Origin of the sequence: Eleftheria terrae, assembly GCF_030419005.1 — a bacterium.
GTDB lineage: Bacteria > Pseudomonadota > Gammaproteobacteria > Burkholderiales > Burkholderiaceae_C > Caldimonas > Caldimonas terrae.
The window spans coordinates 178709-201894 of record NZ_CP106952.1 but is presented as its reverse complement, the minus strand read 5'-3'; the positions used below and the strand labels follow the sequence as shown (position 1 = coordinate 201894).

General features: G+C 70.4%; 20 protein-coding genes. 11 read left to right on the top strand and 9 right to left on the bottom strand.

The features are described 5' to 3' along the window. Window positions 1–31: 31 nt before the first annotated feature. The 5 genes from N7L95_RS25240 (at window position 32) to N7L95_RS25220 (ending at window position 5472) form a co-directional block, all read left to right on the top strand. Window positions 32–919: a LysR family transcriptional regulator gene (locus N7L95_RS25240; protein ID WP_301260382.1), complete on the top strand. Its 888-nt coding sequence runs from the start codon at window positions 32–34 to the stop codon at window positions 917–919. 180 nt (window positions 920–1099) lie between these two features. After that, the gene (locus N7L95_RS25235) at window positions 1100–1372 is read left to right on the top strand and encodes a DUF2249 domain-containing protein (protein ID WP_301260380.1); all 273 of its coding nucleotides are present in this window, start codon (window positions 1100–1102) and stop codon (window positions 1370–1372) included. Window positions 1373–1464: 92 nt separating this feature from the next. Further along, entirely contained in the window at window positions 1465–3747 is a 2283-nt protein-coding gene (locus N7L95_RS25230; protein WP_301260379.1) for a nitric-oxide reductase large subunit, read from the top strand. A 28-nt stretch (window positions 3748–3775) separates the two neighbouring features. Further along, window positions 3776–4267, top strand: a complete 492-nt coding sequence (locus N7L95_RS25225) for an Rrf2 family transcriptional regulator (protein ID WP_301260378.1) — start codon at window positions 3776–3778, stop codon at window positions 4265–4267. Between the two features lie 5 nt (window positions 4268–4272). After that, window positions 4273–5472 (top strand): NnrS family protein, encoded by a 1200-nt coding sequence (locus N7L95_RS25220; RefSeq protein WP_301260377.1) that lies wholly within the window; start codon window positions 4273–4275, stop codon window positions 5470–5472. 152 nt (window positions 5473–5624) lie between these two features. On the opposite strand, the gene N7L95_RS25215 is transcribed toward N7L95_RS25220, so the two are convergent. After that, complete coding sequence (locus N7L95_RS25215) at window positions 5625–6368, bottom strand: hypothetical protein (protein ID WP_301260376.1); 744 nt, start codon at window positions 6366–6368, stop codon at window positions 5625–5627. 151 nt (window positions 6369–6519) lie between these two features. Beyond that, window positions 6520–6723 (bottom strand): Imm32 family immunity protein, encoded by a 204-nt coding sequence (locus N7L95_RS25210; RefSeq protein WP_301260375.1) that lies wholly within the window; start codon window positions 6721–6723, stop codon window positions 6520–6522. Window positions 6724–6949: 226 nt separating this feature from the next. Here N7L95_RS25210 and N7L95_RS25205 point away from each other — a divergent pair, with 226 nt between their 5' ends. Continuing rightward, the gene (locus N7L95_RS25205) at window positions 6950–8050 is read left to right on the top strand and encodes a PEP-CTERM sorting domain-containing protein (RefSeq protein ID WP_301260374.1); all 1101 of its coding nucleotides are present in this window, start codon (window positions 6950–6952) and stop codon (window positions 8048–8050) included. Window positions 8051–8108: 58 nt separating this feature from the next. Here N7L95_RS25205 and N7L95_RS25200 read toward each other — a convergent pair whose 3' ends face one another. From N7L95_RS25200 to N7L95_RS25190, 3 genes are all read right to left on the bottom strand, one after another. Then, on the bottom strand, window positions 8109–9203 hold the full coding sequence (locus N7L95_RS25200; protein WP_494516331.1) for a DUF8744 domain-containing protein: 1095 nt from the start codon (window positions 9201–9203) through the stop codon (window positions 8109–8111). Continuing rightward, on the bottom strand, window positions 9200–9532 hold the full coding sequence (locus N7L95_RS25195) for a metal-sulfur cluster assembly factor (RefSeq protein WP_301260372.1): 333 nt from the start codon (window positions 9530–9532) through the stop codon (window positions 9200–9202). Before N7L95_RS25195 ends, N7L95_RS25200 begins: the two co-directional genes overlap by 4 nt. A 148-nt stretch (window positions 9533–9680) precedes the next feature. Further along, the gene (locus N7L95_RS25190) at window positions 9681–10709 is read right to left on the bottom strand and encodes an aldo/keto reductase (protein WP_301260371.1); all 1029 of its coding nucleotides are present in this window, start codon (window positions 10707–10709) and stop codon (window positions 9681–9683) included. A gap of 376 nt (window positions 10710–11085) precedes the next feature. On the opposite strand from N7L95_RS25190, the gene N7L95_RS25185 reads away from it, so the two are divergent. Beyond that, window positions 11086–11967: a LysR family transcriptional regulator gene (locus N7L95_RS25185; RefSeq protein WP_301260370.1), complete on the top strand. Its 882-nt coding sequence runs from the start codon at window positions 11086–11088 to the stop codon at window positions 11965–11967. A 179-nt stretch (window positions 11968–12146) separates the two neighbouring features. On the opposite strand, the gene N7L95_RS25180 is transcribed toward N7L95_RS25185, so the two are convergent. Beyond that, a complete protein-coding gene (locus tag N7L95_RS25180; RefSeq protein WP_301260369.1) occupies window positions 12147–13682 on the bottom strand; it encodes a M28 family metallopeptidase in 1536 nt (511 codons plus the stop codon). A 362-nt stretch (window positions 13683–14044) separates the two neighbouring features. Here N7L95_RS25180 and N7L95_RS25175 point away from each other — a divergent pair, with 362 nt between their 5' ends. Continuing rightward, window positions 14045–17305, top strand: a complete 3261-nt coding sequence (locus N7L95_RS25175) for a glycoside hydrolase family 3 N-terminal domain-containing protein (protein WP_301260368.1) — start codon at window positions 14045–14047, stop codon at window positions 17303–17305. A gap of 87 nt (window positions 17306–17392) precedes the next feature. On the opposite strand, the gene N7L95_RS25170 is transcribed toward N7L95_RS25175, so the two are convergent. The 3 genes from N7L95_RS25170 to N7L95_RS25160 all read right to left on the bottom strand — a co-directional run bounded on the left by N7L95_RS25170 (window position 17393) and on the right by N7L95_RS25160 (window position 19909). After that, window positions 17393–18352 carry a ribonuclease Z gene (locus tag N7L95_RS25170; RefSeq protein ID WP_301260367.1) on the bottom strand — a complete coding sequence of 320 codons (960 nt, stop codon included), beginning with the start codon at window positions 18350–18352 and terminating at the stop codon, window positions 17393–17395. Window positions 18353–18625: 273 nt separating this feature from the next. After that, window positions 18626–19027 carry a Fur family transcriptional regulator gene (locus N7L95_RS25165; RefSeq protein ID WP_301260366.1) on the bottom strand — a complete coding sequence of 134 codons (402 nt, stop codon included), beginning with the start codon at window positions 19025–19027 and terminating at the stop codon, window positions 18626–18628. Window positions 19028–19171: 144 nt separating this feature from the next. After that, window positions 19172–19909, bottom strand: coding sequence for a PEP-CTERM sorting domain-containing protein (locus tag N7L95_RS25160; protein WP_301260365.1), 738 nt, complete (start codon window positions 19907–19909; stop codon window positions 19172–19174). Between the two features lie 547 nt (window positions 19910–20456). On the opposite strand from N7L95_RS25160, the gene N7L95_RS25155 reads away from it, so the two are divergent. From N7L95_RS25155 to N7L95_RS25145, 3 genes are all read left to right on the top strand, one after another. Continuing rightward, complete coding sequence (locus N7L95_RS25155) at window positions 20457–21836, top strand: M23 family metallopeptidase (protein WP_301260364.1); 1380 nt, start codon at window positions 20457–20459, stop codon at window positions 21834–21836. Window positions 21837–22158: 322 nt separating this feature from the next. Then, complete coding sequence (locus N7L95_RS25150; protein ID WP_301260363.1) at window positions 22159–22494, top strand: hypothetical protein; 336 nt, start codon at window positions 22159–22161, stop codon at window positions 22492–22494. 272 nt (window positions 22495–22766) lie between these two features. After that, entirely contained in the window at window positions 22767–23129 is a 363-nt protein-coding gene (locus N7L95_RS25145) for a hypothetical protein (RefSeq protein ID WP_301260362.1), read from the top strand. Window positions 23130–23186: the final 57 nt, after the last annotated feature.

Here is a 23186-nt window from a genome sequence, read left to right as displayed (position 1 = left end):
TCGCACATTGCAAACCCACCTTTAGGAATCGATGGACAAGCTGCGCAGCATGGAGGTCTTTGTCACCGTGGCCGAGGCGGGCAGCTTCACTGCGGCGGCGGCACGGCTGGACATCTCGGCCGTGATGGTCGGCAAGCACATTCGGGAGCTCGAAACCCATCTTGGCGCCCGCCTCATCCAGCGCAGCACACGGCGGCAGAGCCTCACCGAGGCGGGCCGGCGCTACCGCGACGATTGCCAGAAGGTGCTGGAGCAGGTGCGCTGGGCCGAGGCGTCCATCGAAGGCCTGCGCGCCGCGCCAAGCGGGCTGCTGCGCGTGAGCGCGCCCATGACGCTGGGCAGCACGGTGGTGGCGGCCCAGGTGGCCAGCTACCTGGCCCGGTACCCGCGGGTGCGCATCGAGCTGGTGCTCAGCGACAGCATGGTCGACCTGGTGGAAGACGGCTACGACCTGGCCGTGCGCATCGGCACGGAGGTCGATCCGGAGCTGGTGGCGCGACCGCTGCAGCCTTATCGCATCGTCATCTGCGCCTCGCCCGACTACCTGCGCCGGCACGGCCAGCCGCGCACGCCGGCGGAGCTGTCGCGCCATCGCTGCCTGTGCCACCTGAGCTGGACGCGGCGCACCGCATGGCACCTGGGCGGCCAGGGCGAGCAGGCCGGCCAGTGGCCCGGCGAGGGGCCGTTCTCCAGCAACAACGGCCAGGCCCTGCGCCTGGCTGCCCTGGGCGGCGCCGGCCTGCTCATGCAGCCCGAGGTGCTGCTGGCCGAGGACATCGCGGCCGGCCGCCTGGTGCCGCTGCTGCAGGACTTTCTTCCGCCACCGCGGCCGGTGCATCTGCTCTACCTGCCGGACCACCGGCCGTTGCCCAAGCTGCGCAGCTTCGTGTCGCACCTGCTGAAGTGCATGGCCCCCTGAGGCGGCCGGGCAGGGCGGTGCAGGTGGCCAGGAAGCGGCATGCCGCGGGCGGAGTTCGGCCGCTTGTTGCGGTGGATCAAGCAAGGTCCATTGGCTGATTGCTTCACAGGCAGGCCGTTCCTAGCATAGGTGCATCACCGGTGCATCTTTAACCACTGACCGCCTGTCCCGGAGTTCCTCATGAGCCAGACCGCTCCCGCCCTCATCGATGTCCGCCTGCTGTCCCCGCGCGAGCGCCATCCCCTCATCTTCTCCACCTTCGCTGCGCTGCCGCCTGGCGGGGCACTCGAGCTGGTGAACGACCACAACCCGCGCCCGCTGTACTCGCAGTTCCAGGCCAACTGGCCGGGCGCCTTCGTCTGGCAGGACCTGGAGCAGGGGCCGGAGGTCTGGCGCGTGCGCATCTCGCGCTCGGCGCCGGCCGGCCAGTGCTGCGGCTCGTGCGGCGGCTGAAGCGCCGCGCCCTTGCACCCGGGCGAGGCGCTGCCTCGCCCACCCCACGAACACCGATGCGCCCCGCTGGATGGGCCGCGCAGGACCGAACCATGAAACCTACACGCAAGCTATGGCAATGGCTGGGAGTCATCTTCCTGCTGTCCTTTGCCGCCTTGGGCTTCCTTGGCTGGCAGATCTATTTGCAAGCCCCGCCGCTGCCGAAGGCGGTCGTCAGCCAGGACGGCCAGCCGCTGTTCGGCGAGGGCGAAGTGATGCGCGGCCAGCAGGCCTGGCTGTCGGCCGGCGGCCAGCAGCTTGGCACCGTCTGGGGCCACGGCAGCTACGTGGCGCCCGACTGGTCGGCCGACTGGCTGCACCGCGAAGCGCTGGCCCTGCGCGAGCTGCTGGCCGAGCGACGCCACCAAGTCGCCTATGAGCGGCTGTCGCTCGAGCAACGCGGCGCGATCGACGCGCTGGTGCAGGCCGAGTTCCGCCGCAACGGCCATGATGCGGCGACCGGCGTCCTCACTGTCTCGAACGAGCGGGCAGAGGCGATCCGCCGCACCGCGGCGCACTACGACAGCCTGTTCGGCAGCGATCCCCGCTTCGCCGAGCTGCGCGAGCAGTACGCGATGACCGACAACGCGCTGCCGCAGGCCGAGACCCGGCACGCGCTGGGCGCCTTCTTCTTCTGGTCTGCCTGGGCCGCCGCGGCCGACCGGCCGGGCGAGACCGGCCTGTCCTACACCAGCAACTGGCCGCATGAGCCGCTGGTGGGCAACCGGCTGAGCACCTCGGCGGCGGTGTGGTCCATCGTCAGCGTCATCCTGCTGCTGGCCGGCATTGCCGCCATGCTGTGGATCCACGGCTCGCACAAGGACGAGGAAGCCCTCGCGGTGCCGCAGGCCGACCCGCTGCTCGGCGCCGTCGCCACGCCGTCGATGAAGGCCACCCGCAAGTACTTCTTCGCGGTGATCGGCCTGATCCTGCTGCAGATCGGCATGGGCATCATCACCGCCCACTACGCGGTGGAAGGCCGCAGCTTCTTCGGGCTGCCGCTGGCCGACGTGCTGCCCTATGTGGTCAGCCGCACGGCGCACACCCAGGTGGGCATCTTCTGGATCGCCACCGCCTGGCTGGCCACCGGCCTCTACATCTCGCCGCTGCTGTCGGGCCAGGAGCCTCGCTGGCAGAAGCTCGGCGTGGACGTGCTGTTCTGGGCGCTGATCGCCATCGTCGTCGGCTCCACTGCCACCAGCTGGCTGGGCCACCTGCAGCGTGAAGGCGCAGCCTTCTCGTTCTGGGTCGGCAACCAGGGGCTCGAGTTCACCAGCATGGGCCGTGTCTGGCAGCTGCTGCTGTTTGTCGGGCTGATGTTCTGGCTGCTGCTGATGGGCCGGGCCCTGTGGCCGGCGCTGAAGCGGCCTTCGGAAACCCGCGGCCTGATCGCCATGGTGTTCCTGTCGGCCACCTGCATCGGCGGCTTCTACGCCACTTCGCTCACCTGGGGCCAGGGCACCCACTACTCGATGATCGAGTACTGGCGCTGGTGGCTGGTGCACCTGTGGGTGGAGGGCTTCTTCGAAGTCTTCGCCACCGCAGTCATCGCGCTGATCTTCACCCGCCTGGGCCTGGTGCGCACGACGACGGCCAACAGCGCCATTGTGGTGGAGACCATCGTCTTCCTGTTCGGCGGCATCCTGGGGACCCTGCACCACCTGTACTTCACCGGCACGCCGACCTCGGTGATCGCCGTGGGCTCGGTGTTCTCGGCACTGGAAGTGGTGCCGCTCACGCTGATCGGGCTGGAAGGCTGGCAGACCTACCGTCGCAGCAAGGCCGCGCCCTGGGTGCAGGCCTACAAGTGGCCCATCCTCTGCTTCCTGGCGGTGGGCTTCTGGAACACGGTGGGTGCCGGCCTGCTCGGCTTCGCCATCAACCCGCCGGCCTCGCTGTACTACGTGCAGGGCCTGAACCTCACGGCGGCCCACGGTCACGCGGCGCTGTTCGGTGTGTACGGCATGCTGGGCATCGGCCTGATGCTGTTCTGCCTGCGCGGCCTGTATGCCCGTGCGCTGCATGCCGACCGCTGGCTGGCACCGGCCTGGTGGGGCCTGAACATCGGGCTGGCCATGATGGTGTTCATGTCGCTGTTGCCGGCCGGCATCTACCAGGCCTGGGCCAGCGTGGCCGAAGGGCTGTGGTACGCCCGCTCGCCCGAGGTCGTGCATTCCGCGGTGATGGAGACGCTGGTGTGGCTGCGTGTGCCGGGAGACATCGTCTTCTCGCTCGGCGCCTGCTGCCTGGCCGTGTACGGCTGCCGGCTGCTGGGCGGCTCGCGCGGCACACCGGCCGGGGTGCCGCTGGCCACCGCCGGCGCCGCTGCCCGCTGAAGCACAGACCGCTGGAAGGAGGCCCGCCTTGAAGCTCACCGCTTTCACCGACTACTGCCTGCGTGTGCTCATCTACCTGGCCGCGCAGGCACCGAGGCGGGCCACCATCGCCGCGATCGCCCAGGCCTACGGCGTCTCGGAGCACCACCTGACGAAGGTGGTCCACTTCCTCGGCAAGGAGGGCTGGGTGGCCACCGTGCGCGGCAAGGGCGGCGGCCTCGGCCTGGCGCTGCCGCCAACGCAGGTGAGCATCGGCGAGGTGGTGCGGCGGGCCGAGGGGCCGGCCGTGCCGGCGGAGTGCTTCGACCGGGAGCGCGGCGCCTGCGCCATCGCGCCGGCCTGCCGGCTGCGGCAGGCGCTGCGCGAAGCGGTCGATGCCTTCCACGCGGTGCTTGACGGCTACACGCTGGAAGACCTGATGGGCAGCCGCCAGGCCCTGGTGCAACTGCTGTTCTACGAGTCGCCGCTGCCGGCGCCTCGGCCCGTGGCGGCCCCCCCGGGCCGCCACGCCACGGAGTGATTCCCATGGCAAGCCTTCTCCGGCCACACGAGCCGGTGTCGTCTCCTTCCCCAGCCGTGCCGGGCTTCGCGCTCTGGCAGCTGGGTTTTCGGCCTTTCTATCTGGTCGCCAGCCTGTTCGCGGCACTGTCGGTGCCTTTGTGGGTGGCGCAGTTCGCTGGCGTGTTGCCACGGCCGCTGCTGGCCGGCTCGCTCTGGCATGCGCATGAGATGGTGTTCGGTTTCACCCTCGCGGTGGTGGTGGGCTTCCTGTTCACCGCTGGCCGCAACTGGTCCGGCCAACCCACGCCCACCGGCCGCTCGCTGCAGGCCCTGGTGCTGCTGTGGCTGCTGGCCCGGGTGCTGGTGCTGACACCGTTCGCCTGGGCGGCGGCGATCTCGAATGCGGCCTTTCCGCTGGCTGCGGCGGTGGGGCTGGCCCGCGCCCTGGGGGCCGGACGCAACCGGCGCAACTATTTCTTCGTCGCACTGCTCGCGATGTTGTCGCCCGCCGCCCTGGTGGTGCACCTGGAGGCGATGGGCCTCGACTGGGCACCCGGCCGTGTGGGCGTGCAGGTGGCCATGGATGTGGTGTTGTTCATGCTGGCCGTGATGGGCGGGCGGGTCATCCCGATGTTCACCAACAACGCCTTGCCCGGTACGGGCGCGCAGCGCCGGCCATGGCTGGAGCGACTGGCGCTGGGCGGTGTGCTGGCCTTGCTGGCGGCCGACCTGCTGCCCTGGCATGGGGTCCCGCTGGCGGTCCTGGCCGGCCTGGCAGCGCTGGCGCATGCCGCACGGCTGGCCCTGTGGCGCCTGTGGAAGACGCTGCGCACGCCGCTGCTGTGGGTGCTGCATGCCGGCTACGCCTGGATCCCCGTGCACCTGCTGCTGCGGGCGGCGGCCGAGCTGGGCTGGCTGGCATCGAGCCCGGCGACCCACGCCCTGACGGCCGGCGCCATCGGTGGCTTGATCATCGGCATGATCACCCGCACCGCCCGCGGCCACACCGGCCGGCCCTTGGCGGCCGACCGCTGGGACGTTGCCTGCTACACGCTGGTGCTCGGCGCGGCGGCGGTGCGGGTGGTGCTGCCGCTGGTGGTGCCGGCTGCGTACCTGCCGGCCCTGATGGGGTCGGCGCTGCTGTGGGCGGCCGGCTTCGGGCTGTATGCGGTGCGCTACTGGCCGGTGCTGAGCCGGGCGCGGGCGGATGGCAAGCCCGGTTGATCGACGCCACAGGCGCTGCAGGCGTGCTCGGTGGGGCAGGGCACCGGGGCCAGGCAAGCCATGCTGACCGGCGGCCCCGCCGTCGAGCGCGCCCGGCGCAGGGAGGCCAGCGTATGCCGTGGTGGCCAGCGCCGCGGCCGGGACGTGGAGGGCTACAGCACCCGGCCGGTGCGGGCAGCGGCGGCATAGTTTCGGAGCTCTTCGTCGCGTTCCTCGACGCTGCGCATGAAGGTGCCGAGGGCCCGGTCGATGTCCTGCCTTCGATCCAGCTGGTCGCCGTGATGCCCAATGCCATGCAGTGCCGCCACTTGCACCGCACGGCATGGCACCTCCAACATCTGGCGGAGCACCGCCCACAACGCATCTTTCCAAGCCGGGACGTGGCGGACATGCCAGAACGTCGGCCAGACGTCGAACCACATGTGGCAGACATGGCCGAGCGAGCCGCCGGCTGAGGAGCCGATGGGTGCAAGCAGCGAGGCCAGCCGCGGGCCGATGCACCGCTGCCACAGAGCCGGCATGGCGCCCATCATCCGCATGGCGTCGCCCAGCGGGACCGCAGGGTCGATCGCCGCAAAGGGGACGTCGCTGATGTCATTGCTCATCAGGTAGTTCAGGCCCATGCCCACCTGCTCGTTGTCGAAGCCCTGAAGGTCACGACCGGCGTTGGCAAAGAGCACGGTCTGGATGCGCGTCCACTCGATCGGGGTGGCGGGGAACTCGGGCTCGCCGAGGTCCCAATACCATTCCTGTCGCTGCTCCTCGGGGACGCGCCGGTCAAACAAGTAGGTAATGGCGGCCGCGTAGAGTGCGGGATCCAATCCGGCGTCTTCGGGGGAGCAGTTGCGCAGCGCCTCCTGGTCGCGACCAGGCGCTGAAGCCGGCTTGTGTTTCACGGCGAGATCTGATTCCTTGTTGTGGACGGCTTGCCGCCATCCGTCACGATCGAAGACAGGTGGTGGGCCGCCTCGGCTTCAACAGCCATGTAGCCGAAGGCTGCGACCAGAGCGGCCCTCCCGCGGTCAACGCTGCATCGCCGCGAGTCGCTCAACCCGGCTTGCAGTCCGGGACGTGGAAGACGACGAAGTGCGGAGCGTCCTGGAATCGCTTGAATCGATCGGCCAAGTGCCAATGGGCCTGGCGTTCGGGCTGGTCGTCCATCTCTGCGGCACAGTCACGCAGGAAGTCCGCGAGATCGCGCAGCTCGTCGGAGCTCGCATTCAACGTCACTTCCGCGAGGGGGCGAGGCACCACCTCATCAATCGACTGGACCTCGCCGAAGTACCCAACGATCCGCATCCTGCCCTCTCCGTACCTGCGACCGGGCCATCATAAGCGCAACCTCCTCTGGCAAGCCGTGCGACGTCGCTGCGCGCCGCTTACCGTAAGTCACCAATCCGCCGGCCAGGGACCGGTGCAGGCGGGGCAACATCCGACTCTGCAGTACCACTTCACATCGACACCAAGGAGTCAAGAGATGAGTGATCGACGACTGGCCGCCGTGTCGGCGGCCTGCCTGCTGGCCTGGTTCTCGACCACCGCCACGGCCGCGCCGCGCTACCGGCTCACCGCGCTCGACGGTGGCACCGCAGCCACTAGCGCCGCCCGCGGCATCAGCGCCGATGGCAAGGTGACCGGCTCCATCGGCGAGGCACCCTCTCTCGCCGGCTTCGTCTATGAAGGCGGCCAGCTGCAGGTCTTCCCCAGCTCGGGCGGACAGAGCTACGGTGCCGACATCAACAGCCGTGGCCAGGTCGCCGGCGCTTACGTCGACGGCTCGAGCTTCGAGGCCGGCCAGCCGGCCCGCTTCGAGCAAGGCCAGCCACAGACGCTCGGCACCTACGGCTGGGCTTCCGCCATCAACGAGCGCGGCCAGGTCGCCGGTACCCTGTCGGGCCAGCCGGGTTCGCACCACCGAGCCTTCGTGCACGACGAGCAAGGCATGCGGATGCTGGGCGTCCTGGGCGAGGCGCCCGATCCCTACTACACCACCAGCGAGGCGCGCGACCTGAACGACAACGGCCAGGTGGTGGGCCTGTCCTCCACCACCAGCGGCGACAACCACGCCTTCCTGTACGAGAACGGCAGCATGCGCGATCTGGGCACCCTGGGCGGCAGATGGAGCGTGGCCGACGGCATCAGCAACAACGGCCGGATCACCGGCTCGGCCGCGCTGGCCGACGACAGCTACCACGCCTTCCTCTCCGACGGAGGCGCCCTGCACGACCTCGGCACGCTGGGCGGCGGCTACTCCTGGGGCGAGGCGGTGAACGCACGCGGCCAGGTGGTGGGCTGGTCGGACGTGTACAACGAGAACCTCGACCGCGCCTTCCTGTTCGACGATGGCCAGATGGTCGACCTGAACAGCCTGCTCGATGCCACCGGCCGCGGCTGGACGCTCACCGCCGCCTACGACATCAACGACCGGGGCCAGATCGTTGGCACCGGCCTGTTCAACGGCAGCCAGCACGCCTTCCTGCTGACGCCGGTACCCGAGCCGGCCACCATCGCGCTCAGCGCCGCGGGCCTGGGTCTGCTCGCGCTGCGCCGGCGGACGCGCCGCCCGGCCACGGCCTGAACCGCGGACGCAACGGGCGCCCGCAGCCGGTATGTGCGCCGCCACGGCGGCGCGCGCTTCACCGTGGCCGCAGGCTTGGAGGGCGTGGCGGCATGGCCGCCGCCATCACCACGGCAAACAGCAAGATGGCAGCCGCATGCGCCACGCCCGCGGCCTGCAGCCACCGGGGCTCGCCCAGCTGCTGCCCGGCCAGGCGCACCACCAGGCTGGCGCCCATGATCCACAAGGGCCAGGTGGCCCGGGGCGTGTGGCGTGGTTGCCGCCTCGCCAGGGCCGGCAGCACGATGGGCGCATGGCCGAAGACCATCGAGAACACGAAGCCCAGCAGCACCAGGTGCGGTGCCGCAGTGGCGGCAGGGCTGCCGGGTGCCGCGAGCGAGAGCACGGACGCAGCAAGCAGCCACAGGCAACCCAGGCCCAGGCAGCGGGCGGTGTGCCCGCGCCAGCCGCCATCGCGCCAGGCGCGCAACACAAGGTCAAAACGCAGCAGCCAGAGCGCGAGGGCCGCGCTGCCCATCCACCACAGCAAGCCGGCCGGCGCCCCCCGGGCGGGCAGCACGCAACGCCACACGGTGGCAGCGAAGGCCAGGCCCGCGGCCAGCAGGAAGCCAAGCCGGGCCGCTGCAGGAAGCCTGACGAACTGCGCCAGCTCTCGCCGCTCACCCGCGATGGTCAGCACCAGGAAGGCCATGCCGGCCTGCGACACCGCCCCTGCATCGCCGTGCCAGGCCCAGGCCCAGACGCCCAGCGGCCAGCAGCAGGCGCCGGCTGCCTCCACCGCAAGGTGGGGCGAGACGCCGTGGCGCGAGCCCACCCCCAGGTACATCGCCACGAAGCCGCAGCCGGCGAGCCCCCAGGCCCAGGCTGCGGCCGCAGGGCCGGCCGCCAACAACAGGGGGGCACCGAGGCCCGCGAGCAGCGGCACGCACCAGGTGGCCGGGTGCTTCAGCGCCACCGCTCGCTCCAACGCAATCAAGGTGCCGAAGCAGGCCCAGACCATCAGCGCACCATGGAAGGCCGTCGCCATGGAAGGCGCCGGCAGCAAGTCCCAGCGGCTCAAGCCGCCGGACAGCCCGGCCAACAGGCCGCCCGCGGCCAGCGCGGCGCAGGCAGCGGTGGCCGCTCGCTGGCCGCGGCGCGTCGCCCGCCTCACCACCCCAGCCGCTCGCGCAGTGCCGGGCTCATGCGCTGCGGGGTCCACTGGGCGTCCCAGCCGATGTCCACCTCCACCTCGGTGGTGGCGGGCACCATGGCCCGCAATGCCTCACCCGCCTGCTCGACCAGCACATCGGCCATCGGGCACATCAGGCTGGTGGGCACCAGGGTCACGCACAGGCGTCCCGGCAGGGATTCGATGCGCTCGACCAGGCCCAGCTCGACGATGTTCTCGCCGATCTCCGGGTCGGCCACCTGGCTCAGCGCCGCCAGGTAGCGTTGGTGGTCCGGCGAGGTGAGGTCGGGGCGGGCTTGGAGGTCGGGCATGGCGGGTTGTCCGGGGGTGCAGCGCAGGCCTACAGCATGAACCGATCGCCGCCCGCGGCCTTGATGCAGGTCAAACGGGCACGGCTCGCCGTGCCGGATGCCGGGCGGCACGACCCGCCGCCCGGGCGGTACGGTGTGAGGCCGCGGCTCACACCGGCTTCGGGTTGCGTTCCTCGAAGCCGCGCTGGTGCCAGTACGGATAGGCGGGCGTCACATCGCTCGCGGCATCGAGCCGCGCCACCTGCTCGGCGGTGAGTGACCAGCCGACCGCGCCGAGGTTTTGCCGCAGCTGCTCCTCGTTGCGGGCGCCGATCACCACGGTGGCGACCGTGGGCCGCTGCAGCAGCCAGTTGATGGCGATCTGCGGCACCGTCTTGCCGGTTTCCTCGGCCACCGCGTCGAGGGCGTCCACCACGCGGTAGAGCAACTCGTCGGGCACCGGTGGGCCGTATTCGGCCGAGCCATGCAGCCGGCTGCCCGCCGGCAGCGGCTGCCCGCGGCGGATCTTGCCGGTCAGGCGGCCCCAGCCGAGCGGGCTCCACACCACTGCGCCCACCCCCTGGTCCTGCGCCAGCGGCATCAGCTCCCACTCGTAGTCGCGGCCCACCAGCGAGTAATAGGCCTGGTGGGCCACATAGCGGGGCCAGCCGTGCCGGTCGGCCACCGCGAGCGACTTCATCAGGTGCCAGCCCGAGAAGTTCGACACGCCCACATACCGCAGCTTGCCGGCGCGCACCAGGTCGTCCAGCGTGGACAGCACTTCCTCCACCGGCGTCAGCGCGTCGAAGCCATGCAACTGCAGCAGGTCGATGTAGTCGGTGCCCAGGCGCTTCAGCTGCGCATCGACCGCCCGCAGCAGGCGGTGGCGCGACGAGCCGGCGTCGTTCGGCCCGGCGCCGAGCCGGAAGGTGGTCTTGGTGGAGAGAAGCACGCTGTCGCGCGGCCGGCCCTTGATGGCCTCGCCGAGGATGGCTTCGGCCGCCCCGGAGGAGTAGACGTCGGCGCTGTCGAACAGGTTGAGCCCGGCATCGAGGCAGATGTCGATGAGCCGCCGGGCTTCCGCGACATCGGTATGGCCCCAGGCGCTGAAGAGCGGTCCTTCACCGCCGAAGGTGCCGGTGCCAAAGCTGAGGGCCGGCACCTTGAAGCCGGAGTGGCCGAGACGTCGATAGTCCATGCTGATGGAACTCCTTGGTCGATGGATGGCAGGAAGACCCGCCAGCTTGCCGCAGATGCGGGCCACCGGCGAGGGCGGCACCTGACATCCCGCCGGCGAGCGAGGCCTTTGGGGGCGGCCCCGCCGGGCGGCAAGCCAGCCGGCGCGTGTCCGGCAGCTTGCGTGTGCAGGGCGCCCGACGCCCGCTCCGGCGCCGGTGGTTCACGGTCGGCAGCCAGCTCGACGCGGGCCTCCATCGCGTGGAGCTGGATCCGGTGCTTGTCACGGTGCGGTCCTCCTGCGGTGCTGCGTCCGCGCTGCCGGCCGCCCCTGCAATTGACCCGGGAGAAGAGAGAATCCGCTCGATACATGGTTCATTGACAAGCCAAGGTGCGAGATGGATTTGCTCGACAGCATGAAGGTCTTCGTGGAAGCGGTGGACCGCGGCAGCCTGACGGCCGCGGCCGCGGCCTGCGGCATCTCGCCGACGATGGCCGGCAACCATCTGCGGGCGCTGGAGCAGCGCGCCGGCGCGAGCCTGCTGCACCGCACCACCCGCCGGCTCAACCTCACCGCCTTCGGCGAGAGCTACTACCCGCGCTGCCAGCAGATCCTGCGCCTGGTCGAGGACAGCGATCGGCTGGCCGATGAACAGCAGGCCCGCCCCGCGGGAGTGCTGCGCATCACTGCGCCGGTCACCTTCGGTGCGGAAGCCTTGATGCCGGCCCTGTGCGACTACCTGGCGTTGTATCCCGAGGTGCGGGTGGACCTGGCCTTGTGCGACCGGACGGTCGACCTGGTGGATGAAGGTTTCGAGGCCGCGTTCCGCATCGGCAAGCTGGCCGACGCCGACCTGGTGGCCCGGCCACTGGCGCCGTACCGCACCATCGTCTGCGCCGCGCCGTCCTATCTGGCGCGCCATGGGCGGCCGCGCACGCCGGACGATCTCGCGAAGCACGAATGCCTCGGCTTTGGTGCCGAGGCGAGCCAGCGCTGGCGCTTCTCCAAAGGCACCCGGGAATGGAGCGTGCCGGTGAAGGGGCGGCTGAAGGTCAACCACGGGCAGGCCCTGCGCATGGCGGCCATCCATGGCGCGGGCATCGTGCGGCAGCCGGCCGTGCTGCTGCAGCCGGACGTCGACGCCGGGCGGCTGGTGCGCCTGCTCGGCGGCTATGAACTGCCGAGCAGGCCGCTGCACCTGGTCTACCTGCATGACCGGTACCGCTCGGCCCGGCTGCGCAGCTTCGTCGACTTCGCGCTGGAGCGATTCGCGGGCTGACCCGGCCTGGCCCACAGGCGCCCGGGTCGGCCGCGTTGAAGCGGGCCGAGGTCGAAGGAGGCCGAGGACGACCCCGCCGGAAGACCACGCAGCCGCGCGGGCCGCCCGGCCGCGCCGCCTGCTGGGCAGGCAGCGGGCGCGGCACGCGCAAAGGGCAGGGGTGGGCCCCTGCCTTGGCCTTACTTCAGCGGCACATGCTGCAGGGCGTCCGCCTCGGGATGCGGTTGCCAGCGGTTGAGCCGCTCGCGGCTGCCGGTGGCGGCCAGCGGCCGCAGCCGGGCCTCGCGCATGGCGTAGTGCAGCACGGCATGCGCGATGGCGTCGGCGTTCACGTCCAGCGCCTCGCGGCTGATGTTGTCGAGCTTGTCGCAGGCGCTGTGGTAGCAGGGGTCATAGGCCTGCCCCGCGGTGCCGCCCCACAGTTGCGCTTCCTGCTCGGTCTTGATGCCCTCGGCCCCTGTGAACAGCCCGCCGGCCGGGATGCCGACGGCCATGAAGGGACCGTAGTCCGAGCGACCGTCGAAGTCGGTGCCCTTGAAGCGCACGCCGCGGCTGGTGTAGAAGGACTCGAAGGTCTTCTCGATGTCGTCGGAGCCGTCCGGGCCCGGGCCGGCGCCCACACCGTCCGAGTTGTCGCCGTCGTAGATGAAGTACACCGGGTTGGGCGAGCCCACCATGTCGAAGTTCAGGTACAGCTCGATCTTGTCCTGCTCCGCCTGCGGCAGGGCCTTCACATACTCGGCCGAGCCGATCAGGCCTGCTTCCTCCGCGCCCCACAGTGCGAAGCGCAGCTTGTTGCGGGGCTTGACCTTGGCCATCTGCACCGCGGTCTCCAGCACGGCGGCCGAGCCGGAGCCGTTGTCGTTGATGCCCGGGCCTTCCTCCACCGAGTCGAGGTGGCCGCCGCTCATCACCACGCGGTTGGGGTCGCCTTCGACCGACTCGGCAATCAGGTTCATTGTCTTCACCATGCCGCGCTCGGTGTCGGTCTTCAGTCGCACCGTGAGGCCGGAGACGGCGGCCAGCTGCTGGCCCAGCTCCTGGCTCACCGCCACCGCGGGCAGGTTGGGCTCGAAGTCGGCGCCGAGGCCGGCTTTCAGGTCGCCCGGCACGTTGTTGTAGAAGATCAGCCCGGCCGCCCCGGCCGCATGCGCCAGCGCCGCCTTGTTGGCAAAGCGGCAGACGCCGCGCTGGATCAGCGCGATGTTGCCCGCCGGGAAGCTGGCCCAGTCTTCGGTGCTGCAGCCCAGCGGGTTGGCCGGCGTGCTGACGGCGGCGGTCAGGTCGGCGCTGCCGGAGTACTTCATCACGTGGTTGGCGATCGGGCCCGCCGGGGCCGGCGACACCCGCTCCAGCACGCTGGGCGAGCGCGAGGTGAAGGTCCGCAGGTCGAAGGGCAGGCGGGTCACCACATAGCCGGCATCGCGGAAGATGCGCTCGGCATAGTCGATGGACCGGTCGTAGCCCGCGGTGGCCGCGGCCCGGTGGCCCTGGTTGGCGTCGGCGATCTTCTGGAACTCGACAAGGTGGCGGCGCACCCCGTCGACAGTCACGCACTCGGTCAGTTTCTCGGCGGTGTCGTTGGCGCGCTTGCTGCAGTCGTCGTCATCGTCGTCGCCTCCGCCGCAGCCGGCCAGGGTCAAGGCGAGTGCAGCCGCCACAGGCACCAACCAGGCGTTGCGACCCGAGGGCGGGCAGGCTTTCGTCTCCAGCATACAGATACTCCTTGTGGGATGTGAGGGGGCGCCTTGGCAGCGGATCGCGCCGGCCGCGCCCGTGAGCGATAGAACGAGCGGCCTACCCGGCGGATGGCCGAGTGACCGCCCACCCACTTTCGCAGCAAGGTGGGCGAGGACCGGTTGCCAAACGTATCTCACTCGGGGCGGCCTGGCAGCTCTCAGTAGTTCACCCGATGTGCCTGGACAGGGGCGCGCCTACAGTCCGCCGCGTGTAGTGGAATCGGTTCCACGCACCGCCGCCCGCCCCTGCCTGACTGCCTCGCGTGCCTGACCCGCCCCTCCGGGCGGCCACCGCGGGACGCCGGCCGGCGGTGCGGCGGACAACTCCAGGAGATCCCATGACGAACAGAACCTGTGGCCGTGTCCTCGGCCTGAGCGCCTTGATCCTGAGCCTTGGGCTGGGTGCCTGCGGCGGCGGTGGTGGTGGCGACGGGCCCGACCCTGCGCCGGGCGAACCGCCGCCGGCCGAGGGGCCGTGGCTCAAGGACTGGCCGCGCATCCAGAGTGCCATCGGCCGGGATGAGGCGGTGGAGGCCCAGGTCAAGACCATCCTGGCTGGCATGACGCTGGCGCAGAAGGTTGGGCAGATGACCCAGCCGGACATCCGCAGCATCACGCCGGCCGAGGTGAAGCAGTACTACATCGGCTCCGTGCTCAACGGCGGGGGCGCCTGGCCGGGCAATAGCAAGCAGGCCACCGTGGCCGACTGGCTGGCGCTGGCCGACCAGTACTGGCAGGCGTCGATGGAAACCGACATGGCCATCAAGGTCCCGCTGATCTGGGGGACCGACGCGGTGCACGGGCACAACAACGTGATGGGCGCCACCCTGTTCCCGCACAACATCGGCCTGGGCGCGGCGAACGATCCGGAGCTCATCGAGCGCATCGGTGCCGCGGTGGCGCGGCAGGTGGCGGCCACCGGCATCGACTGGACCTTCGCCCCCACACTGGCGGTGGTGCGCGACGACCGCTGGGGGCGCACCTATGAGGCCTTCTCGGAAGATCCCGCCATCGTCGCTGCCTACGGTGGCCGTTACGTGAGCGGCCTGCAGGGCCGCTTCGCGGCATCAGGCCGGCCCACCGTGGTGGCGACGGCCAAGCACTACATCGGTGACGGCGGCACCGACCAGGGCAAGGACCAGGGCGAGAACAAGGCCAGCCTGTCCGAGATGATCAACATCCACGGCGCGGGCTACTACCCGGCGCTGCAGGCCGGCGCGCAGACGGTGATGGCATCGTTCAACAGCTGGACCTGGAGCGGCAACGCGCCGGACGGCACACCGCTCGCATTCGACAACGTCAAGATGCACGGCAACCGCTACCTGCTGACCGAGGTGCTCAAGGACAAGATCGGCTTCGACGGGCTGGTGGTGTCCGACTGGGATGGCATCGGCCAGGTGAAGTACCGCGATGCCGGCGGCGTGCTGCGCTCGTGCAGTAACGCGTCCTGCCCGCCGGCGCTGAACGCGGGCATCGACATGGTGATGGTGCCGAACGACTGGAAGGCCTTCATCGCCAACACCATCGCCAGCGTGGAGGCGGGCGAGATCCCGGTGGCGCGCATCGACGATGCGGTGACACGCATCCTGCGCGTGAAGCTGCGAGCGGGGCTGTTCCGGCTGGAGGGGCGCACCACCGTGGCGACGCGGCCATCGGCGCGTGCCGGGGCTGGCGAGGCCGCCGCGCTCCAGCACCGGGCACTCGCGCGTGAGGCGGTGCGCAAGTCGCTGGTGCTGCTCAAGAACGACGGCGCGGTGCTGCCCTTGCGGCGCGGCCAGAAGGTGCTGGTGGTCGGCCGCAGTGCCGACAGCCTGATGAACCAGACCGGCGGCTGGTCGCTCACCTGGCAGGGCACCGACAACAGCAACGCCGATTTCCCGAACGCCGACTCGGTGCTGGCCGGCATCCGCGAGGCGGCCGGTGAGGCCAATGTCCACTTTGCCGCCGACGGGCTGGGCGTGGACGTGGCCGACTACCAGGCGGTGGTCGCGGTGATCGGCGAGGCCCCCTACGCCGAAGGCGCGGGCGACATCGGCCGCACCGGCACGCTGGAGCACGCCCGGCGGCATCCGGCCGACCTGGCCGTGCTCGAGCGGGTGCAAGGCCACGGTGTGCCGGTGGTCACGGTGCTGATGAGCGGCCGCCCGCTGTGGATCAACAAGGAGCTGAACCGCAGCGACGCGCTGGTGGCCGCCTGGCTGCCCGGCACTGAAGGCAAGGGCGTGGCCGACCTGCTGTTCCGCAAGGCCGACGGCTCGGTGAACCACGACTTCACCGGCAAGCTGTCCTTCTCCTGGCCCAAGCAGGCCTGCCAGGTGGCGCTGAACCGCGGCGATGCCGGCGCGGCGCCGCTGTTCGCTTACGGCTATGGCCTGAGCTATGCCGAGCCCGGCGAGCCGCTGGGCCGGACGCTGGACGAGACGGCCCCCGAGCTGGGTTGCGGCCAGTCCGCCGGCAGCGGCCCGGCCGCCACCGAGCCGTTGACGGTGTTCGACAAGGTGGAGGGCCCGCTCTTCAAGCTGTTCGTCGGCTCATCGGCCAACTGGAGCCTGCCGCTGGGCAGCGACCTCAATGCCGTCGTCACCACTGCCGACGGCGCCTTGCGCGCGGAGACCGCCCAGCTCAACGTGCAGCAGGACGCCAGGAAGCTCAGCTGGGCCGGCGGCCAGGCCGAGTTCAAACTGATGGCGGCCGACCCGGCCGATACCACGGTGAAGCACCCGGTCGACGAGAGCGCCTACATCCATCCCGACGCCAAGGCGGTGCTGGCGCTGGATGTCCGGGTGGAGCAGGCGCCCCAGGGGCTGGTGAAGCTGCGCATCGACTGCGGCTATCCCTGCCGCGGCGAGCTCGACGCCACCACCGCGCTGCGTGGCCTGCCCCTCGGCGAGCGGGCCACCCTCAAGGTGCCGCTGGCCTGCTTTGCGGCGGCCGGTACCGACTTCACCACCGTCGACACGCCCTTCCTGATCTCCACCGACCAACCCCTGCAGCTGACGCTGGCCCATGTCCGGTGGCAGGTCGGCGCGGCCGGCGATGCCGACACGCTGCGTTGCGAGCAACTGGTGCCGCCGCCGGTCGAGCCGGTGCCGCCCTTGCCCGGGCCGGTGGCCGCGCTGCTGGACGGCAGCGGCCTCCAGCTGGGCCTGCAGCCGCAGCTGTGGTCGTCCAACGGCAGCCATGTGGAGGCCGGCGTGGCGGGCGGCGTCATCAGTGCCCGCTTTCTGGCCGACGGCGCCAACGGCACGCTGGCCTTGCACGGCGGGCCGCTCAACCTGAGCCGCTTCGCCCAGGGCCAGCTGCGCTTCGAGCTGAAGGTGATGGACTGGGGCAGCAGCAGTGGCCGCCTGGCCCTGAAGATGGAAAGCCCGGGCGACGGCTGCCGCAACGTGGATCACATCCTGCCCGCGGATGCGCTGCCGCCGGCCGACGGGCAGTTCCACACCGTGACGGTGGACGTCGCAGCGGTCGCGGCGCAGAAGAACGCCCCTTGCTTCACGCTGGACCGCCTGAGCGTGCCGTTCGGCATCTTCCCGCCCTGGGACGACCAGCAAGGCGTGCGCTTCGAGGTGCGCAACATCCGCTTCCAGCAGCCGTGAGCCGGCCGGTGTGCGGGAGGCGGCGGCGCCCGGCTGGCTGAGGAAGGGCGGTGGCGTGGGATGGGGGGCCGCTCGAACGGCGCCCGCTCAGGCCAGCCGGTCGAGGTGGCCGGCCCGGTTCAGCCGATAGCGCGCATGGTCCTCGGCGAGGAAGAGGCGGCCGCCATAGTGGGCCTGCGCTTCCTGGCGCACGTCTTCGATGGAGGGCGACTGGCTGGCATCCGACCCATAGCGAGCGCTGAAATGGGTCAGCAGCAGGTGCGGTAGCGCGGCCGACTGGGCAAAGCGCGCCACCCAGGCCGCGGCGCTGTGACCCACGCCCGGCCCGACCTTGGCCGCGACGTCCTCGGTGTAGGTGGACTCATGCACGAGCACCTGGGCACCGCGGCAGGCATCGGCCAGCAGTTCGGGCCGGTCGTTGTCGCCGGCCACCACCACCCGCCTCGGCGCATGCAACTGGCTGACGAAATCGCTGCTGCGGAAGATGCGGCCGTCGTGGCTCACATCACGCCCCTTCTTCAGCTGGCCCCACAGCGGCCCCTGTGGCAGGCCGTGTTGCTTCAGCCGTTCAGTGTCCAGGCTCGGCTCCACACTGGCTTCGGTGAAGCAGTAGGCGAACGACGGCACGCGGTGCGACAGCTCGACAGCGTCGACCCGCCAGTTGCGGTGCCGCCAGTCCGCCAGGGTTTCGGTGGCGATGAACTGCAGCTCGAAGGGCAGGTGCAGCTGGGTCAGCCGCCGGGTCGACTCGATCCAGCCCTCGATGCCCGCCGGCGCAATCACCGGCAGCGGCTGCTTGCGGCCCAGCATGCCCGCGCTCGCCAGCAGCCCGGGCAGCCCGTAGCAATGGTCGCCATGGACATGGGTGATGAACACCGCCTGCAGGTCGTTCACCGACAGCGGCGACTGCAGCAGGCGATGCTGGGTGGCTTCGCCGCAGTCCACCAGGTACCAGGCACTGCTGTTCTCCTCGATTAGGGCCAGGCCGGTGACGTTGCGTTGCTGGGTGGGTGTGCCGGACGAAGTGCCGAGAAAGAGCAGATCCACAGGATTCCTTGCATGTCTTCATGATGCGGCCGGGCCGCCGGCGCACAAGGGCAGAGCCCTGCGTGCCGTTGGCCGGCCTGTGTGCGCCGGCGAATTATCGCGTCGCCTGGCATCGCGTCAGGTGCGGGCTGTGCCGCCGTCGGGGCAGGTGGCGCCGCCCAGGCGAAGTGAGCCGGCGCCAGGGCCATGAAACCGGCTGCGCCGGCATGCAGCCGCCTTGCATCGCCTGCACTGGCGGCAGTATCGGTATCGGCACGGGCCACTGCCCCGGAGTCACCTGCCGGCGGTGGCGCGCCTGCGGGTCTTCTTTGCGCAGTCGCTGCAGCGTCCGTACAGGGTCAGGTCGTGGTCTTCGACGGTGAAGCCGGCCGGCGCCAGGCGCGACAGGTCGCCCGGGCAGGCATGGACGTCGAACACCCGCTGGCAGCGCAGGCACTGGAAATGGTGGTGGTGTTGCCGCCCCGCCGGCTCGAAGCGGGGGTTCTCGCCCGGCAGGGTCACCGCCTGCAGCACGCCATCCTCCACCAGCGACTTGAGGTTGCGGTAGACCGTGGCGATGCCCAGCCCGGGCACCGAGGGCTGCGCGGCCTCCAGCACTTCCTGGGGCAGCAAGGGGCGCTCGGCGGCCACGATGGCCTCGCGAATGGCCGAGCGTTGTCGGGTGTTTCTCTGCATGTGCCAAGGATATGCCGAGCGGCTCCGGTGGTGCCGGGCTGGCCGGGGCGGGCATTGCGGTGGCCGCTGCCCACGGCCATCGCGGACTGCGTTTCGCCGCGCATGCGTCCCCGCAGGGCCGTGCTCAAAGAAGCCGCTTCGCGGTCAGGCGGGCAAGGCCGGGTCGGGTGGTAGCGGCACCCGGGTGCTGGAGGACGGCCGCGGTCGCCTGCGGCGTGCCAGCAACCCCATGCATGACAGGCCGAGCCCGAACAGGGCATAGGTGGAAGGCTCCGGGATGGCCTCCAGCAGGAGCCCGCCGTTGATCTGGAGCCCCAGTTCCGTGTACGCCGGCATGTCGTTGGTGAAGGTCACGGTGAGGCGCTCGCTCAGGTGCTGCCTGCTCGGTGTGCCATCACGCTGCGCGAACAGGTAGGCATCGGCCATGGTCCAGCTGCCTTCCGCCATGGCGCCTGCGAGGAAGACGGAGCCGTAGTTGGAATACGAGCGGGATGAGATGGCGCCGGCATCGTCCAGCGTGATCCATACCTCCACACTGACTGACAGCTGGGTGTAGGGCGCCAGCAGGAACTGCCGCTCGGGCTCCGAGTAGGTCGAGATGCCGAAATAGGCGCTGGCCGTCTCGTGGCGGCCCTCCAGTCGGGCCGTGGCAACCGCGTTGCCGGCGGCATCGATGCTCGCTGCGACCCAGTCGTTCTGGCGCATCTGCACAGGCACGGGAAAGCCGCAGCAGTGAGTGGTGAAGTCCGACCAGACCCCGGCGCGGTTGCGCACGTCCCCGGAGGCCCATGCGAACGAGTTCGGGTCAGGCAGTGGGGTGTAGCCGGCGTCGATGCCGTCGCTCAGGTTGAGATCGACCACGGTGAAGGTCAACCCTTTCATGCCCACTTCGCCGGAGATGAGGTCGCGGCTCGCCGCGGTCTGGCACAGCAGCGCGCCGCCAGCGCGGTGGCGCACAGGCGGACGATGTTGCGCGGGCTGTCGAACCGCTCGCCGGAGGGCATGAGAGTGGCCGCTTTGCGGCCTCTGTCGTGATGTGCATCCATGGTGATCTGCCTCGGATCGAAGGAGGAACGGCCCGCGGCGCCCGCCGGAGGAGCGACACCAAGATACCGCCGCGCCGGCCTTGCCGGGCCCCCCTCATTCAAGGGTGTGCCTGATACATCTCGACCCTGCCATCGGGCGGTTCACGCTCGGTGCTGCGGGCGCCTGCCCTCGATGCCTTTTTGCCAACGCCCATAACGAGTTTGTGCACATCAACACGAATAGATTTCGATGTGACACCATGCGGTGCCCCTTGGCGGCTTTGTACACATCGCCACAACTAAACAGTGAAAGATACCTCTTCGATCAGTACGGTGGCGCCCGCCATACCAACCTAGAGGAGAGACACTTGAAACGATCTGGCTTTGGACGATCGATCGCCAGCTTGGCGGTCTTGCTGACGCTGGCCGCCTGCGGCGGCGGATCGGACTCCAACAACGAAACCGGCGCGAGCGCTGCGCAGCAGCAGACCGGCGGCGACACGACCAGCGCATCCACCGACACCGGCTCGCCGAGCGGCGTCGTCGCCTCGACGCTGGACCTCGACGCGGCCGTCACGGCGGTGCTGGTCGCCGAGCGTGGCGAGCAGGTGCGCCAGAGCTACGGCAGCCTGCCGGCTCCGGTGGTGGAGGTGCAGCGGCGCTCGGCCGATGGCCGCTGGATCTTCGGCGGTGGCTACTTCCCGGTGCCGCCGACCGTGGACGACACGAGCCCGGTCACCGCGCTGTTCATCGCGCACCGCACCGAGCAGGGCTGGGAAGTGGGCCTGGAAGACAGTGCGCGCTTCAACGAGCTGGCGGGCACGGCGCCGGAAGAGATCATGAGCACGACCGAGCGCCAGCTGTTCGTGCAACGGCAGTCCACGCATGCGGCCCGGGACCGGGAGTCGGCGCAATCGATGATGGCCGCGCAGAGCGTGGGCCTGTCGCTGCCGTTCCAGTTGCGCGGGTCCACCTGGGGCACTGCCGGCGTGCATGGTGACAGTGGCAGCAGCCGTCCCTACAACGCGATCGACTTCTGGGGCGGGGACGGGCGCGTGCTCGCCTCGCGCGGCGGCATCGCGTACAAGTTCTGTACCGGGGGCCGCTGGCCCTTCATCAAGGTGGTGCACGACAACGGCTGGACCACCGGCTACTACCACCTGCGCAACCAGGCCACCATCAACAACGGGCAGGCCATCAGCGAAGGCCAGTTCATCGGCATGATCGGCGTGGAGCTGCCCTGCGGCGGCCGTGCCAGCGGCGACCACGTGCACTGGACACTGTGGCGCGGCGGCTCGAACGGGGCAGCCGAGCCGGTGCACAACAAGGTCATCGGCGGCTGGACCTGGTATGAAGGCAGCCAGCCCTACAGCGGCTATGCCGAGCGCAACGGCACGCGCGTCTACGCCAACCAGCGCGGGCTGGTCAACTACGGCCACGACGGTGGCACCACCCCGCCGCCCTCGCCCTGCTCGGGCGCCGGCTGCGTGCGCTACACCGGCTCGCTGACGCAGTCCGGGCAGACCGCTTTCCACCCGGGCACCGGTGGCTTTCAGTTCGGTGGCGGCACCTTGCGTGCATGGCTGGAAGGGGCGCCCGGCACCGACTTCGACCTGATCCTCGGCCGCTACAACGGCAACACCGGCCAATGGGATCGCGTCGCTGGCAGCGACGGGCCCAGCTCGAGCGAGAGCGTCAGCTACAACGCTCCGGCCGGCTACTACCGCTGGCGCATCAACAACTACAACGGCTCGGGCAGCTACACGCTCTGGACCAAGCAGTAGCACCGGGCGAGGCGGCCGCCAAGCGAAGCCATCCTGCTGCCAGCGGCACATTGCCGCGGCTGCAGAGGCAGAGCGAGGCGGTCGCCCGGCGATGGCCAAGGAGGCCGGGGCTGCCCCGGCCTTCGTTCCTTTGTGCCTTTGGCGGCGCCACACATGCCGCCAGGGCCAACGCGCCGCGCCAGGCGGCGCAGCGTCTCCTGTCGTCGCGGGGCCGCATGGACACGGCATGCCACATCATCGGCGCCACGAAGCTCATGGCCGCATTGGGAGACGGGCCTTCCTTGCCTGATGAGGAGGTGTTGTCCTTCGTCCCCGCGTGCTGATGGTGGACGACAACCTGGCCAACCGCGAGCTGGCGGTGCAGATGCGCACTGGAGCGGGCCTTGTGGTGAACGGCCAGGCGCTGGCGAGTCTGGCCCTCCCTGTCCGTCACCATGAGTGGCTGGATGCCGGCACGTCGGACTGCCGGGCGGTCCTGCGCAAGAGCGTGGTGGTGCGCTTCGCTTGCCACGGAACGCAGGCCGCGGTGGTCGACGACTTCAATCTGCGGAACGTCATCGACGCCCCCACCTGCCCGCTGCGCGGACTCGGCAGATGGCGCCCCGCGGCCGTCGCACCGGCCGGCGTCGGGGACGGCGCCGGCTCGGAGATCCGGTGAGCACGTGCTGCACCCTCCGGCCACAGCGGCTGCGGTCGGGCCCGGCGAGCTGGTGCGCCGGGCGTTGCGCCGTGGTGAGCGTTTCTTGCCAGCGGCGCTGGTGGGCGGCATGCCGAGGCTCGCGCGTCTACCATGCCGCCTACCGTGCCATGGCCGACCGTCACGGTGTCGCTGCCGGTGCTGTACGGTGCTTCGCACCGCGTCCAGGTGAACCGGCGCGTCCTCACCCAATCGCTGCGGACCTTGCCACCTTCCATCCCGACTGCGCCCGCATGACCTCACTGCTGCCCCTTGCCGCTCCCGCTTCACGCCGGCTGCTGTTCGGTCTTCTGGTTGCCGTGCTGACGCCGATGCTGTGTGCCGTGCTGACGGAGGTGTGGGGCGTCTTCGGCTACCAGCTGAGCGGTGGCGGTGCCTTGTGGCTGACGCTGCTGGGGGGCGGCACAGGCGTTCTCGCGCTGGCATTCCTGGCCGCCCATCTGATCGACCTGCGCAAGGCGGGCCGGCGGCCCGGCTTGCTGGCGATGTTGCCTGCGGTGCTGCTGGTGGCCTCGCTCCTTGCGCTGGGCGTGCATGCGGGGCTGGCCAGTGCGTCGCTGTTCTGCCGCACGGGAACGTGTGCCGGCTGGCAGTGACGCCGCATGCCGGCCAGGCCGGCGTGGCCGGCAGGGGTGGCGCGGCTGGCATGCCGG